At 70.6% G+C, this 14,777-nt stretch carries 14 protein-coding genes; 7 read left to right on the plus strand and 7 right to left on the minus strand.

Features of this window, described 5'->3' with window-relative positions; all coding sequences use genetic code 11:
• Nucleotides 1–14 precede the first annotated feature (14 nt).
• Nucleotides 15–1,364 (plus strand): MFS transporter, encoded by a 1,350-nt coding sequence (locus FPZ12_RS39790; RefSeq protein ID WP_144756434.1) that lies wholly within the window; start codon nt 15–17, stop codon nt 1,362–1,364.
• Between the two features lie 411 nt (nt 1,365–1,775).
• Here the strand turns inward: FPZ12_RS39790 and FPZ12_RS39795 are convergent, their stop codons facing one another.
• Complete coding sequence (locus FPZ12_RS39795) at nt 1,776–2,315, minus strand: DinB family protein (RefSeq protein ID WP_144756432.1); 540 nt, start codon at nt 2,313–2,315, stop codon at nt 1,776–1,778.
• A gap of 88 nt (nt 2,316–2,403) precedes the next feature.
• On the opposite strand from FPZ12_RS39795, the gene FPZ12_RS39800 reads away from it, so the two are divergent.
• On the plus strand, nt 2,404–3,357 hold the full coding sequence (locus tag FPZ12_RS39800) for a helix-turn-helix transcriptional regulator (RefSeq protein WP_144756430.1): 954 nt from the start codon (nt 2,404–2,406) through the stop codon (nt 3,355–3,357).
• Between the two features lie 43 nt (nt 3,358–3,400).
• Here the strand turns inward: FPZ12_RS39800 and FPZ12_RS39805 are convergent, their stop codons facing one another.
• Both FPZ12_RS39805 and FPZ12_RS39810 read right to left on the minus strand, forming a co-directional pair.
• The gene (locus FPZ12_RS39805) at nt 3,401–5,275 is read right to left on the minus strand and encodes an ABC transporter ATP-binding protein (protein WP_144756428.1); all 1,875 of its coding nucleotides are present in this window, start codon (nt 5,273–5,275) and stop codon (nt 3,401–3,403) included.
• A complete protein-coding gene (locus tag FPZ12_RS39810; RefSeq protein ID WP_144756425.1) occupies nt 5,272–7,005 on the minus strand; it encodes an ABC transporter ATP-binding protein in 1,734 nt (577 codons plus the stop codon). The genes FPZ12_RS39805 and FPZ12_RS39810 overlap by 4 nt, the downstream gene beginning before the upstream one ends.
• Nucleotides 7,006–7,095: 90 nt before the next feature.
• Here FPZ12_RS39810 and FPZ12_RS39815 point away from each other — a divergent pair, with 90 nt between their 5' ends.
• The gene (locus FPZ12_RS39815) at nt 7,096–7,707 is read left to right on the plus strand and encodes a TetR/AcrR family transcriptional regulator (RefSeq protein ID WP_144756423.1); all 612 of its coding nucleotides are present in this window, start codon (nt 7,096–7,098) and stop codon (nt 7,705–7,707) included.
• A gap of 361 nt (nt 7,708–8,068) precedes the next feature.
• On the opposite strand, the gene FPZ12_RS39820 is transcribed toward FPZ12_RS39815, so the two are convergent.
• Together FPZ12_RS39820 and FPZ12_RS39825 are read right to left on the minus strand one after the other, a co-directional pair.
• Nucleotides 8,069–8,716: a TetR/AcrR family transcriptional regulator gene (locus FPZ12_RS39820; protein WP_144756421.1), complete on the minus strand. Its 648-nt coding sequence runs from the start codon at nt 8,714–8,716 to the stop codon at nt 8,069–8,071.
• A gap of 77 nt (nt 8,717–8,793) precedes the next feature.
• Nucleotides 8,794–9,441, minus strand: coding sequence for a TetR/AcrR family transcriptional regulator (locus tag FPZ12_RS39825; protein WP_208026170.1), 648 nt, complete (start codon nt 9,439–9,441; stop codon nt 8,794–8,796).
• A gap of 100 nt (nt 9,442–9,541) precedes the next feature.
• Between FPZ12_RS39825 and FPZ12_RS39830 the strand changes: the two genes are divergently transcribed.
• The 4 genes from FPZ12_RS39830 to FPZ12_RS39845 are packed head-to-tail and all read left to right on the plus strand — an operon-like array spanning nt 9,542 to nt 13,575.
• Complete coding sequence (locus FPZ12_RS39830; protein ID WP_144756417.1) at nt 9,542–10,534, plus strand: acyl-CoA dehydrogenase family protein; 993 nt, start codon at nt 9,542–9,544, stop codon at nt 10,532–10,534.
• Nucleotides 10,518–11,693 carry an acyl-CoA dehydrogenase family protein gene (locus FPZ12_RS39835; protein WP_144756415.1) on the plus strand — a complete coding sequence of 392 codons (1,176 nt, stop codon included), beginning with the start codon at nt 10,518–10,520 and terminating at the stop codon, nt 11,691–11,693. Before FPZ12_RS39830 ends, FPZ12_RS39835 begins: the two co-directional genes overlap by 17 nt.
• A gap of 10 nt (nt 11,694–11,703) precedes the next feature.
• Nucleotides 11,704–12,489, plus strand: a complete 786-nt coding sequence (locus FPZ12_RS39840; RefSeq protein WP_144756413.1) for an enoyl-CoA hydratase — start codon at nt 11,704–11,706, stop codon at nt 12,487–12,489.
• Nucleotides 12,490–12,534: 45 nt separating this feature from the next.
• Complete coding sequence (locus FPZ12_RS39845; RefSeq protein ID WP_144756411.1) at nt 12,535–13,575, plus strand: ferredoxin--NADP reductase; 1,041 nt, start codon at nt 12,535–12,537, stop codon at nt 13,573–13,575.
• 19 nt (nt 13,576–13,594) lie between these two features.
• Here FPZ12_RS39845 and FPZ12_RS39850 read toward each other — a convergent pair whose 3' ends face one another.
• Together FPZ12_RS39850 and FPZ12_RS39855 are read right to left on the minus strand one after the other, a co-directional pair.
• Nucleotides 13,595–13,783, minus strand: a complete 189-nt coding sequence (locus FPZ12_RS39850; protein WP_144756409.1) for a ferredoxin — start codon at nt 13,781–13,783, stop codon at nt 13,595–13,597.
• The coding region (locus FPZ12_RS39855) for a cytochrome P450 (protein ID WP_144756406.1) at nt 13,780–14,777 on the minus strand (998 nt) is incomplete at its 5' end. The genes FPZ12_RS39850 and FPZ12_RS39855, both read right to left, overlap by 4 nt.

Genomic DNA, 14,777 nt, shown 5'->3' on the forward strand with positions numbered 1-14,777 from the left:
AAAGGTAGGGCCCAATGACTGTGCTCGCCCGGCTGGACCGGTTGCCATGGTCCAGTCATCAACGCCGGGTCGTCGCCACGCTCGCGCTGTGTTTCGCGTTCGAGCTGGCCGACATCAACACCTTCGCCTACGCCGCGCCCGCGCTGCGGACGTACCTCGGGATCAGCGTCCGCGAGGTCTCGTTCATCACCGCGGCGGGGTTCGTGGGCATGTTCCTGGGCGCCGCGATCGGCGGCCGCATCGCCGAACGCGTCGGACGGCGCACCGGGCTGCGCGCGTCGGTGCTGTGGTTCTCGGTGTTCTCCCTGTTGAACGCGGCCTGCTTCGACGGCACCACGTTGTTCCTCGCGCGGGTCGCGACCGGGATCGGGCTGGGCGCGATGACCGTCATCGCGATCACCTACCTCGCGGAGCTCGTGCCGGCGGCGCAACGCGGACGGCTGCAGGCCGCCACGCTCGCGCTGGGGTTGCTCGGCATCCCGGCCATGTCGTTCTTCGCCCGGGGCGTGATCGGGCTGGGGGAGAACGCGTGGCGGTTCGTCTTCCTGTTCGGCGGGCTCGGCCTGGTTTCGCTCCTGCTGGTCTCGCGGCTGCCGGAATCGCCGCACTGGCTTCTGTCACGGAATCGCGACCGGGAAGCCGAAGCTGTCGTCGGGCGGATCGAAGCCGTGGTGGCGCGCAAGCACGAACTCCCGCCGGTGCCGGAGACGGCCGCGGCGGCGGAGCCCGCGCCGCGGGTGCCGGTCCGGGAACTGTTCCGCGGCAAGCTCGCCCGCCGCACGATCATGCTCGCGCTGGTGTGGGCGTTCCTCACGATCAGCTACTACGGGTTCGCCTCGTTCGCCCCGACCCTGTTGCACGAGCACGGGTTCAGCGTCACCAGCAGCGTGGGCTACTCGGCGCTGACGACGCTCGGCGCGGTGCCCGGCGCGCTGCTGGCGTGGCCGGTGGCCGACCGGTTCGGGATGCGGGGGCCGATCGCCGGGTTCAGCCTGATCTTCGCCGGGTCGGGGATCGCGTACGGGCTGACGTTCGAGCCCGCGGCGATCATCACGTTCGGCATCCTGGTCGCCGCGCTCAACCAGACCCTGGTGGCGCTGATGTACTCGTACACGCCGCGCCTGTTCCCGACCGCGGTCCGCGCCACCGGGACCGGGTTCTGCTACGGGATCGGCCGGGTGCTGAACGCCCTGGGGCCGCTGGTGATCGGGCAGATCTACCTGAGCACCGGCTACGTCCCGGTGTTCCTGTTCGTCGGCGCCTGCGGGCTGATGATCACGCTGTCCGTGCTGCTGCTGGCGCCACGGCGGAACCGGCTGGAGCCGGTGACCGGACCGCAGGTGGCGGAGCACACCGCGGCCTGAGCCTGGCCGCTCCCGGGGAAGATCGGTGAGGTTCGGCTGGTGGCGGAGCAGGCTCCGGCCGTGGTCTACGACCGCGGCGGGCTGGGCCGCGGCGCGGCCGCCGTCCCTTGACCGGCTGGCCGGGGAACTCGGCGCGCTGCTCGACCACCTCGGCCCGGGCCCGTTCGTGCTCGCCGGGCACAGCTGGGGCGGGCCCATCGCACGGGCGGCCGGAGCGGATCGCGGCATGTGGTGGCCACGGAATCGGGCCGCCTGGTTCCGGCGACGGAGCCCGGGCTGGTCGCGTCGGAGATCATCCGGTTGCTGGGCTGAGCAGGTCGCGGTCCTGGCCGGGCATCGTGCCTTCGTACCGGCCGGCGCCAGCCACCACTCCCGGGCCGCCACCGGAGCCCGAGCGCGGGCTCGCCACGTTCAGCCCATCGTCTTCTGGCCGTCGAGGGACTCGCGGATGATGTCGGCGTGTCCGGCGTGGTGCAGCGTCTCGCCCGCGATGTGCAGGAGTGTGCGGCGCGCCGACTGGCTCTCCTCCTGGTGCCACGGCGCCTTCGGCAGATCCTGCCGCGCGTCGAGGTCGGCCAGGGTGGTCACGAGCTCGTCGGTGCGGGCGGCGACTTTTTCGTACTCCGCGAGGATTCCCGCCAGTGTGTCGCCCGGCAACATCCGGAACTCCTCGGCGCGCTGCCGGAAGTCGTCCTCGGTCATGGCGGTGAAGTCCGGCATCGCGGAGGCGCCTTCGAGGAGGAAGCTCGTCCAGCCGCGCTCGACCGAGGTGACGTGCTTGATGAGGCCGCCGAGACACAGCTCGCTCGCCGTGGTGCGCAGCCCCGCCTGCTCGTCGGTGAGGTCGCGGATGGTGAAGCGCAGGAAGTGCCGCGCCTGGGCCAGCTCCGCCAGGATGTCGGCGCGCTCGCCGGTGGTGATGGGGGTCGGGCTCAGTTCGGGGGCGGTCATGGTTCTCGCCTTTCTCTCGGGGTCTGAAATCCAACGTAGGAGGTATTGCGGCCACTTTGTGTCCGCTATCTCGGGCAGAATCGGATTCATGGCGAACACGAGCAGCCGGACACTGCGACTGCTTTCCCTCTTGCAGACCCATCGGTACTGGCCGGGCAACGAGCTCGCCGGCAGGCTGGGGGTCTCGGTGCGCACGCTGCGCCGGGACGTCGACCGGCTCCGGGCGCTGGGGTATCCGGTGGAGGCTCAGCGCGGCGTGGACGGCGGCTACCAGCTGGCGCCGGGCGCGGCGCTGCCGCCGCTCGTGGTCGACGACGAGGAGGCCGTGGCGCTGGTCGTCGGCCTGCAGGCGGCGACGCAGGGCGCGGTGGAGGGCATCGCGGAGTCGTCGGTGCGGGTGCTGGCGAAAGTGGTGCAGGTGATGCCGGCCCGGCTGCGCCGCCGCGTCGACGCGCTGCGCGCGATGACCGTGCCCGCGAGCTGGAACGGCGCGGCGGACGCGGGCGTCGACTCCGGCGTGCTGACCACCGTCGCGCTCGCGTGCCGGGACAGCGAGCGGCTGCGTTTCGCTTACACCGCGGCGAAAGGGCAGCGGTCCGACCGGCACGTCGAACCGCACCGGCTGGTCTCGTTCGGGCACCGCTGGTACCTCGCGGCCTACGACCTGGAACGGCACGACTGGCGGAGTTTCCGCGTGGACCGGATGCGTGCGCCGGAAACCACCGGTGCCCGGTTCCGGCCACGGGAGCTGCCCGCGGCCGACGCGGGGGAGTTCATCCGGGACCGGCTGGTGAACGTGCCGCGCCCCTACCGCGTGGAGGCGGTGCTGGAGGCACCAGCCGGGGAGGTGCGGGCGAAGATCGGGCGCTGGAGCACCGTCGAGCCCGACGGCGCCGGGCGCTGCCGGGTCACGATGACGAGCGAGTCCCTGGACTGGCCGATCATGGCGCTCGGCACCTCCGGCGCGGAGTTCCGCGTCGTGGAGCCGCCCGAACTCGTCGAACGGCTCCACGACTGGGGAACCCGGTTCCGTAACGCCTGAGCGGCTACCCGCACCGCCACGCGAACCACTCTCGTGGAGTCACCTACTCCGCGTCCGCCTTGGCGAACTGGGCCGAATAAAGCCGGTGGTAGGCGCCCTCGGCCTTGATCAGTTCCTCGTGGGTGCCCTGTTCCACGATCTGCCCGGCTTCCATCACCAGGATCAGGTCGGCGTCGCGGATCGTGGACAGCCGGTGCGCGATCACGAAGCTGGTGCGTGACGTGCGCAGCGCCGCCATCGCGTGCTGCACCAACGCTTCCGTGCGGGTGTCGACCGAGCTGGTGGCCTCGTCGAGGATCAGCAGCGAGGGTCGCGCGAGGAACGCCCGCGCGATGGTCAGCAGCTGCTTCTCGCCCGCGCTGACGTTGCTGCCCTCTTCGTCGATCACCGTGTCGTAGCCCTCGGGCAGGGTGCGCACGAACCTGTCGACGAAGGTCGCCTTCGCGGCTTCGATGATCTCGTCCTCGGTCGCGTCCGGCCTGCCGTAGGCGATGTTGTCCCGGATCGTGCCGCCGAAGAGCCAGGTGTCCTGCAGCACCATGCCGATCTGCGAGCGCAGGTCCTCCCGCCGGAGCTTCGTGATGTCCACGCCGTCGAGGGTGATCCGGCCCGCGTCCAGCTCGTAGAACCGCAGGATCAGGTTGACCAGCGTGGTCTTCCCCGCGCCGGTGGGCCCGACGATCGCGACCGTCTGCCCCGGATCGGCCACCAGCGAGAGATGCTCGATCAGCGGCTGCTCGGGGCGGTAGGAGAAGCTCACGTCCTCGAACTCGACGCGGCCGTGCCGCTCGGCGGCCACCTCCGCGTCGGCCGCGTCGGGCTGCTGCTCCTCCGCGTCGAGCAGTTCGAACACCCGCTCGGCGGACGCGACCCCGGACTGCATCAGGTTCGCCATCGACGCGACCTGCGTGAGCGGCTGGGTGAACTGGCGCGAGTACTGGATGAACGCCTGCACCTCGCCCAGCGTCATCGCGCCGGAGGTGATCCGCAGCCCGCCGACCACGGCGACCACGACGTAGCTGAGGTTGGACAGGAACATCATCGCGGGCATGATCAGCCCGGACACGAACTGCGCGCCGAGCGCGGCGCCGAACAGGTCGTCGTTGCGCCGGCGGAACTGCTCCCGCGACTCCTGCTGCCGCCCGAACACCTTCACCAGCTGGTGCCCGGTGAACGCCTCCTCGATGTGCGCGTTGAGCGCCCCGGTGTGCTTCCACTGCGCGATGAACTGTTTCTGAGAGCGCTTTCCGATCACGCCGGTGACGACCACCGAAGCCGGGATCACCGCTATCGCGATCAGCGCCAGCAGCGGCGAGATGGTCAGCATCATCACCAGCACGCCGAGCACCGTGAGCACCGAGGTCAGCAGCTGGCTCAGCGTCTGCTGCATCGTGGTGGAGATGTTGTCCAGGTCGTTGGTGACACGGGAAAGCAGCTCACCGCGCGGCTGGCCGTCGAAGTAGCGCAGGGGAAGCCGGTGCAGCTTCGCCTCGATGTCCTCGCGGAGCCGGAACATGATGCGCTGCACGACCGTGTTGAGCAGCCTGCCCTGCAGCAGCGCGAACACCGACGAGGCGACGTAGAGCACGAGCACCCAGGCCAGAACCGTGCCCAGCGCCCCGAAATCGATGCCCGCGCCCGGTACCCCGCGGAGCCTGCCGAGCACCCCGTCGAAGATCACGTCGGTGGCCTCGCCGAGCACCTTCGGCCCGGCGACGGACAACGCCACGCTGGCGACGCCGAGCACGACGACCAGCGCCAGGGGCACGCGCTCGGGCGCCATCCGGCCACCGAGGCGGCGCGCGGACGTGCCGAAGTTCTTCGCCTTGCTGACCGGCATCCCGATCCCGGGCATGCCGCGCCCCATCGGGCCGCCGCCCTGCGGGCGGGGCGCGGGCTTGTTCTCTGTGGCGGTCATGCGGCCTGCTCCGGGGTCAGCTGGGACTGCACGATTTCGAGGTACGTCGGGCAGGTTTCGAGTAGCTCGCGGTGGGTGCCGTCCCCGACCACGGATCCCTTGTCCAGCACCAGGATCCGGTCGGCGTCGAGGATGGTGGAGACCCGCTGCGCGACCACCAGCACGGCCGCGTCCCGGGTGTGGGGCCGCAGCGCCGCGCGCAACGCGGCGTCGGTGGCCAGGTCGAGCGCCGAGAACGAGTCGTCGAACAGGAAGATCCCCGGGCGGCGCACCAGCGCCCGCGCGATCGACAGCCGCTGCCGCTGGCCGCCGGAGACGTTCGTGCCGCCCTGGGCTATCGACGCCTCCAGCCCTTCCGGCATCGCCTCGACGAAGTCGCGCGCCTGCGCTATTTCCAGCGCCTGCCACAGTTCCTCGTCCGTCGCGTCCGGGTTGCCGTAACGGAGGTTGCTCGCGACGGTGCCGGTGAACAGGTACGGCCGCTGCGGGACGAGGCCGACGCGGCTCCACAACAGCTCCGGCTCCAGCTCCCGCACGTCCGTGCCGTTCACGAGCACGGCGCCCGCGGTGACGTCGATCAGCCGCGGGATCAGGTTCACCAGCGTGGTCTTGCCGGTGCCGGTGCTGCCGACGATGGCGGTGGTGGTGCCCGCCGTGGCGCGGAAGGAGATGTCCCGCAGGACCGGCTCGGCCGCGCCGGGGTAACGGAATTCGACGGCGCGGAACTCCAGCTCGGCGCCCCGGCGCAGCTCGCGCACGGGGGAGACGGGCGGCACCACGGAGGATTCGGCGTCGAGCACCTCGTTGATCCGCTCGGCGCAGACGGCGGCGCGCGGGATCATCATCGAGATGAACGTGGCCATCATGACCGCCATCAGGATCTGGATCAGGTAGTTCAGGAACGCGGTCAGCGAGCCGATCTGCATCTCGCCGGTGTCCACGCGGTGCGCGCCGAACCACAGCACGGCGACGCTGGAGGCGTTGAGGATCAGCATCACGGTGGGGAAGATCAGCGCCTGCAGCCTGCCCACCCGCAGCGCGGTTCCGGTGAGCGATGTGTTCGCGCCGGCGAAGCGCCGCGTCTCCGCGGGCTCGCGGACGAACGCGCGCACCACGCGGATCCCCGACAGCTGCTCGCGCAGCACCCGGTTCACCTCGTCGATGCGCTCCTGCATGCGGCGGAAGCCCGGCACCATCCGGACCACGATGGCGCCGATCGAGATCAGCAGCGCGGGCACGCACACCGCCAGCAGCCAGGACAGCCCGACGTCCTCGCCGAGCGCCAGGATGATGCCCGCGACGCACATGATCGGGGCGGTGACCAGCAGGGTGCACACCATGACGACCAGCAGCTGCACCTGCTGCACGTCGTTGGTGGTGCGGGTGATCAGCGAGGGCGCGCCGAACCGGCTCACCTCGCGGGCGGAGAAATCGCCGACGTGCGCGAAGATCGCGGCGCGCACGTCACGCCCGAAGCTCATCGCCGCGCGGGCGCCGTAGTAGACCGCGCCCGCGGAGCAGAGGATCTGCACCAGCGTGACGGCGAGCATCCAGCCGCCGGTGGACACGATGTACCCGGTGTCGCCGCGGACGACGCCGTAGTCGATGATGTCGGCGTTGAGCCCCGGCAGGTACAGCGACGCGATCGTGCCGACCAGCTGCAGGACGAGCACGAACCCCAGCTCGCGGCGGTACGGCCGCAGGTGGGTGCGCAACAGGCGGAGCAGCAACGGAATCCCCCAGGAAGAAACCGAACGTATCTTATGCGGGATACGATACGCTGGGCGCGATAGGGAACGCAACGTATTTTAGGGAGACCGGTGCCGGGACCGGTGAAGACCCGCCGCCGCGGGGAAGAGCTCGAAACGGCCATCCTCGAAGCGGCATGGGCGGAGCTGCACGAGGTGGGCTACAACGCGCTCACGATGGAGGCGGTCGCGGCCCGTGCCGGCACCAGCAAGCCGGTGATCTACCGGCGCTGGAGCAGCAGGGCGGAGCTGGTGCTCGCCGCGTGGGCGCGGCGGCAGCCGAGGCGCCCCATCGTGCCGGACAGCGGGAGCCTGCGCCAGGATCTGCTGGCCCTGTTCACCCGGGTCGCCCGCCGCGCGGACCGGATCATGTCGGAGATGGTGGCCGGTGTGCTGGGGGAGGCGTTCCGGCATCCGGAGGTGACCGCGCTGCTGCGGGAACAGCTGCGCACTTCGCCGTTGACGGACACGATCCGCGCGGTGGTCCGCAATGCGACCGCGCGCGGGGAGCTGCCGGAGGTGGAGATCTCGCGGCGGGTGGCGATGGTGCCGCTGGACCTGATCCGCAACGAGACCATCACCTGGGGCGGCCCGCTGTCGAGGGAGACGATCGAGGAGCTCGTGGACGAGGTGTACCTGCCGCTGCTGCGCGGGCTCGCCCCGAAGTCGCCGCCCGGGCCGTAAGGTCCTCGCGGAACCGTTGTCCCGGAAGGAAAAGCGGTGGCCCGCGACCGGTTCTTCGCTGATCGTCACCGGCGGAGCCGGGAGGCTGCCGTGGCCGGGGAAGTTGTCGTCCGCCCCGGCAGGGCAAGCCGCGATGGAGCGGCAAACCCAGATGCGGACGCCGTGAACTCGTGCCCGGGGCGGCCAACTCGTGCTCCGGGACGGCGGAACCCGCGCGCCGGAGCGGCCAACTCGCGCCCCGGGACGGCAAAACCGCGCCCCGGAACGGCAAAAACGGCTCCGGCGGCGGGCGCCGGGCCTCCCGGCGCAAGCCAAGCCGACCCGCGCGCAACCCGACCGGCGCGCAACCCTGCTCCGCCGGTCAATCGCGGGTTGCGGGGGCTTGCCAGAGGCCGGAGAGGGCGTCGATGAGGCCGGTGGCCGCCTCCTGCCAACTCGGCCTCGCGGTCGGGGTTCCTTCGGCCAGGGCGCGTTCGCGTTCGGCGATTACGTGGGTCATCAGCTGGCGCGTCATGTCGTCGCGTTCGGCGCGGACTTCCGGCGGGAGCTCCGGGCGGCAACGGTCGATCCCGGCCAGGATCCGTTGCAGCGAAGGAGCGTCGAGCGACTCCTCGGCCATCACGTCGCGCAGCGCGGGGTCGGTCATCACCTGCGCGGCGAAGCGCGCGAACCACGTCGGCGCCGCCAGCCCGGCCAAATGCTCGAAAGACGGCCGCACCAGGCATTCCAGCCATTCGCGCAGATCGGTGGACCCCGCGGCCCGCGTCACCATCCCGGCACGCAGCTCCTCGATGCGCGCGGTGTGCCGGCGCGTGATGGCCCGCACGAGATCGGCCTTGCTGCCGAAGTGGTAGCCGACCGCCGCGGTATTGCCCTGCCCCGCCGCTTCGCTGATCTGCCGGTTCGACACCGCGTACACGCCGTGCTCGGCGAAGAGCCGCTCCGCGGCGGTCAGGATCGCCTCGCGCGTGGCGGTCACACGGACCGCGCGGGCTGTCTTGGCCGCCATCGGGTTCTCCGTTCTTACGGTCAGCCAGTCAACCCGGTTTGTCCGAATAAGTCAACTGATTGATTGAACACCTGCGGTCAGCGCCGGGTGAACCCGTGCGCGCAGAACGTCCAGATCTCTTCCGCCGTAAGGGGATGAGCCGGGCCGTCCGGTTCGGCCGGCCCGCTCGACTGCGCGTTGAACATCACGGTCTGCATGATCAGCGCGGCCATCCGGCGCGGTCGCGCGCCGGGCTGCACCATGCCGGCGTCGGCCGCTTCGGCGAGCAGGTCGGTGAGTACCTGCCGCAGGCTGGCGTGCGCGACCTTCACCTCCGCGGGATGTGTGATCAGCAGCTGCGGGGCGAAGTCGTTGAACAGCGGCCGCCGCGCGGAAGGGCTGAGCCGCGACAGCTCGAACAGCAGCTGCACGGCCGTGCGGAGCTTGTCGAGCGGATCGTCGTGCCCCGCGACGGCGGCCCGGATCTGGCCGGCGGTGCGGGCCAGCGCGTCCTCGAACAGCGCGAGCAGCAGTTCGTGCTTGCCGTCGAAGTGCAGGTAGAAACTGCGCAGCGACTGTCGCGAGCGGTCCACCACCTCCTGCACGGTGAAATCCGTGCTGCCCTTCTCGCCGATGATCACCTGGGCCGCGTCGAGGAACCGTTCCACCCGCTGCTCGGCCCGCTGCTTCGCGGCCTGGGTGGAGCGCTCGACCGCGCGCTGCTTCCAGGCCGGTTCTTCGCTCACGCTGCCCACCGCGGACCGCCCTCTGTCGAAACTCTTACTTTCAAATTGCGAGAATGATATTCTCCTGCCGTGGGCGAGGCAACCGGACCGGGAGGCGGGAATGCTCTTCGAGTTCAGCGCCGACCAGCGGCTGTGGCAGGAGACGGTGCGTGACGTCGTCGCCAAGGAGTGCCCGCCCGCGCTGGTCCGGCGGGTGGCCGACGAGGGCTTCGACCCGGCGCCGCTGTGGCGGACCTACACCGGGCTCGGGTGGACGGAGCTGACCGAGCCCAGCGAGGCGGTGGAGCTGGCGATCGTCCTCGACCAGCTCGGCTTCGCGGCCGACCCGACGCCTTTCCTCGCCACGACAACGCAATTCGCCCCGCTCGCGCCCGGGATCGCGGACAGCGCCCACGCCGGGACAGCGGTCTACGACGGCGTGACGGCGCGTCGCGAGGACGGCGGCTGGGTGCTGGACGGCACGGCGCGGTACGTGCTCGACGGTGACCGCGCCGACTGGCTGGCCGTGGTCACCGACGCCGGGGTGTTCGCCGTGTCGTCGAACGAGGTCGCCGCGAAACGGGTGCCCGTGCTCGATCCCGTCCTCCATCTCGCGGAAATCTCGTTCTCGCACGTGCGCGCCGGGGAGCCCACGGGTGCCGACACCGAGCGGGCGCGGCACGTCGCGTTGATGGGGATGGCGCTCGCGATGGTCGGCGCGTGCCGCCGCGTGCTCGAACTGACGCTGGAACACGTGCGGACCCGCAAGCAGTTCGGCGCCCCGATCGGTTCTTTCCAGGCGGTCAAGCACAAGGCGGCCGACATGCACGTCGCCGTCGAACGCGCGCGGGCGCTGGGGTACTTCGCCGCGCTGACCATCGCCGCCGACGACCCGCGCCGCAGGCTCGCGGCCGCGATGGCGAAGGCGGCCGCCGGGGAGTGCCAGGCCGTGGTGTTCCGGAACGGTTTGCAGCTGTCCGGTGCGATGGGCTTCACGTGGGAGAACGACCTTCAGTTCCCGCTCAAACGCGCCAAGGCGGGGGAATCGCTGCTCGGGGACGCCGCGCGGCACCGGGCGCTGATCGCGGAGGAATGCCGTGCAGTTGACCTTTGACGCCGACGTGGAGCGCTTCCGCGCCGAGTTCGCCGCCTTCCTCGACGAGCACCTGCCGGACGAAGCGGTGGCAAAGGAACGCTCCCGGTCCAGTTCGGACGTTCCGGAGTGGGCGCGGCGGTGGCAGCGGCTGCAGTTCGACGAAGGCTGGCTGCTGCCGGGAAACCCGCCGGAGTTCGGCGGCCGCGATGCCACGCTGGTGCAGCAGTACGTGCACCTCGCCGAGCTTTCGCGCCGCCGGATCTACCACAGCTTCAACCCGCAGGGCGTCGGGATCGTCGCGGCGTCGCTGCTGTCTTTCGGTACGGAGGAACAGAAACACCGCTGGGCGGTGCCCATCCTGCGCGCCGAAATCACCGCGTCGCTGGGCATGAGCGAGCCCGGGGCGGGCTCGGACCTGGCGTCGCTGCGCACCCGCGCGGTCCGCGACGGCGCCGAGTTCGTGGTGAACGGCCAGAAGGTGTGGACCTCCGGCGCGCACGACGCCGACGTACTGCTCACCTTCGTCCGCACCGATCCGGACGCGCCCAAGCACAAGGGGATCAGCGTGCTCATGATCCCGACCGGGACGCCCGGCGTCACGCGCCGCCCGTTCGGCTCCCTGATCGCACGCGACGACCTCGACTTCAACGAGGTCTTCTTCACCGACGCGCGGGTGCCGCTGGAAAACCTGATCGGCCCGCTCAACGAGGGCTGGCGGGTCGCGAACGGCTCGCTCGGGCACGAAAGAACCCTGCTGTGGCTGAGTTTCGCGGACCGGATGGACGAGTTCCTCCACGACTTCACCCCGCGCGGGCCGCTCGACCGCGACGCCTACGCCACCGCGGTGATGGACGCGCACGCGTTGCGGCTCTTGGGTTCCACGGCCCTCGCGCGGGCTTCGCGGGGTGAAGAGGACACCGCGTCGATCTCGGTCCTGAAGCTGCTGGGCTCGGAGGCGGTGCAGGCGGCGGCGGAACGGGCGCTGTCCTCGGCCGGGCCCGAGGGGCTGGCGCATCCCGCCCGCACGGCGCCGTACACGCACCTGCACCTGGAGTCGTTCGGCGGGAGCTGGTTCGAGCGCTACGCCCGCAGCTTCGCCGGGACGATCGCGGGCGGCACGTCGGAGATCCAGCGCACGATCATCGCCGAGCGGGTACTCGGCCTGCCCAGGAGCTGAAAGGAAAAGCATGGAGCACATCCGGTACGAGGTGGACGGCAAGATCGCGACCATCACGCTCGACCGCCCGCAGGTGGCCAACGCGCAGAACGCGGCACTGCTCGACGAGCTGGACCAGGCGTGGACGCAGGCCGCCACCAACGAGGACGTGGTGGTGATCGTGCTGCGCGGCGAGGGCAAGCACTTCTCCGCGGGCCACGACCTGTCCGACCGGTGGCCCAGCCCCCGGGAGATCAGCCTGGAGTGGATCTACCAGAACGAAGCGCGGCGGTACCTCGAGTACACGCTGCGCTGGCGCAACGTGCCGAAACCGTCGATCGCCGCCGTGCAGGGCCGGTGCATCGCGGGCGGGCTCATGCTGTGCTGGCCGTGTGACCTGATCGTCGCCGCCGAGGACGCGCTGTTCTCCGATCCCGTCGCGATGATGGGCATCGGCGGGGTCGAGTACCACGGGCACACCTGGGAACTGGGTGCCCGCAAGGCGAAGGAGATCCTGTTCACCGGCCGCCCGGTGACCGCCGCCGAAGCCGAGCAGGCGGGCATGGTGAACCGGGTCGTCCCTCGCGACCGGCTCGACGCCGAGGTGGCGGAACTGGCCGGCCGGATCGCCGCGATGCCGCCGTTCGGGCTGCGCCAGGCCAAACGTGCCGTCAACCAGACCCTGGACGTGCAAGGGTTCTACGCCGCCATCCAGTCCGTGTTCGACGTGCACCAGACCGGGCACGGCAACGCGCTCTCGGTGACCGGTTACCCGATTCTGGCCAAGCTGGACGAGATGAAGGCGAAGCTCGAGTGAGCGGTGCTCGCCGCGACCAACCGTTCGGGAAAGGAAGCTGAGTTCATGGGAGATCTCCGCCGCGAGCACGGCTACCACGGCCTCCGGGTGAGCCGGGTCGTGCGGGAGACGGCCGACACCAGCTCGTTCGTGCTGGAGGTGCCGGGCGAACTGGCGGAGGTCTTCCGGTACCGGGCCGGGCAGTTCTGCACGTTCCGGGTGCGTCTCGACGGCGTGGAGCAGCTGCGGTCCTACTCGATGTCCAGTGCGCCCGAGACCGGCGACGAGCTGACTGTCACGGTGAAACGGGTGGCGTCCGGCGTGGTGTCCAACTGGTTCAACGACACCGTCGAAGCGGGCGACGTCCTCGAAGTCACGAAACCCGCCGGGGTGTTCTGCGTGCGGGAGAGCGAGCGGCCGGTGCTGGCGTTCTGCGGCGGCAGCGGCGTGACGCCGGTGTTGTCGATCGCCAAGAGCGTGCTGACCGCGACGCGGCGCCCGGTGCGCATCTTCTACGCGAACCGCGACCGCGAGTCGGTGATCTTCGCCGACCAGCTGCGGCGTCTGCAAGACCGGCATCCCGGGCGCCTGGAAGTGCGGCACCACTTCGATTCCGAGGACGGATTCCCGTCCGTGCGCACGATCACCGACTTCGCCGGCGAGGACCTCGACGCGGATTTCTATCTCTGCGGCCCGGCCCCGTTCATGGATCTCGTGGAGGGTTCGCTCGTGGGCCTCGGCGTCGAGGACCCGGACATCTTCATCGAGCGGTTCGGGGACGCGCCCGCGCGGAGGTCCACAGTGGACGATGGGGCCGCCGAGGTGCCCGAGACGGTCACGATCATCTTGGGCGGCAAGAAGACCACGGTCGCGTACCAGCCCGGCGACACCGTGCTCGAAACAGCGCGGCGCGGCGGGCTGCAGCCCCCGTTCTCGTGCGAGGCGGGCAACTGCGCGACGTGCATGGCCGTGCTGCGCGCGGGTTCGGCGCGGATGCGCGAGAACAACGCGCTCGAAGACGACGAGGTGGAGGAGGGCTGGATCCTCACCTGCCAGGCGCTCCCGGAAGGACCCGGCCCGACGACCGTCGAGTACGAGTCCTTCTGAGAAAACCGGGAAAACCAGCTCAGCTCAGCGTGATCGCGTGCTCCGGACAGGACTCGACGGCCTCACGCACCGAGTTTTCGTGCTCCGCGGGGACGTCCGGGGTCAGCACCTCCGCGTAGCCGTCGTCGCTCAGGGCGAACACCTCCGGGCAGATCGCGCAGCACACCCCGTGCCCGCGGCAGCGGTCGTCGTCGACCGTCACCCTCATCGGGCGGCCTCCGTGGCGAGCGTGAACTCCACGTGCAGTTTCGTCAGCCCGCGGAGGATGAACGTGGGCAGGTAGCGGAAGTTCCGGTCGCCGGCCGGGCCGTGCCGGGCGTCGGAGATCCGGATGTCCGTGGTCCGCTCCAGCAGCCGTTCCAGCGCGACCCGCGCTTCCGCCCTGGCGAGCGGGGCGCCGGGGCAGGTGTGGATGCCGCGCCCGAACGCGATGTGCCGGCGGGCGTTGGACCGCGCGGGGTCGAACTTCCCCGGCTCGGTGAACTGGCCCGGATCCCGGTTCGCGGCCCCGTTCACGACCATGACCGTGCTGCCCGCGGGCACCGGCACCCCGCCCAGCGTGGTGTTCCGCTTCGCGAGCCGGAAGTCGCCCTTGATCGGGCTTTCGAAGCGCAGCGTCTCCTCGATGAAGTTCGGGATCCGGCTGCGGTCCTCGCGCAGGGACCGCTGGATTTCCGGGTTCTCACCGAGGATCTTCAACGCCGAGCCCAGCAGGCGCACCGTGGTCTCCTGCCCGGCGGAGAACAGGTTCGACGCCACCCTGGCGACATCGAGGACGTCCGGGGTGGAGCCGTCCGGGAAGGTCGCGGTGGCCAGCCCGGTGAGCACGTCCTCGCGCGGTTCGCGACGGCGGTCGGTGATGTAGCCGGTGAACAGGTCGTAGAGGTACTCCAGCGGGTTGTGCGCCAGGCCTTCCTCGCCCATGCCGCCGATCGCGCCGCCGCCTTCACGCGGCCGCCCGCCGAGGTTGAGCGAGAACTCGTCCCGGTCCTCGTCGGGCACCCCCAGCAGGTCCGCGATGACCAGGAGCGTGAACGGCACGGCGAACCCGCCGATGAACTCCCCTTCGCCCGGGGAGAGGAACTCGTCCAGCAGCCCGTCGGCGAGCTCCCACATCGCGGCTTCGTTCTCCTTGAGCCGTTTCGGGGTGATCAGCCGCATCAGCAGCGCGCGGTGGTCGGTGTGCGTGGGCGGGTCGAGGG

The sequence above is a fragment of the Amycolatopsis acidicola genome (assembly GCF_007713735.2).
GTDB lineage: Bacteria > Actinomycetota > Actinomycetes > Mycobacteriales > Pseudonocardiaceae > Amycolatopsis_E > Amycolatopsis_E acidicola.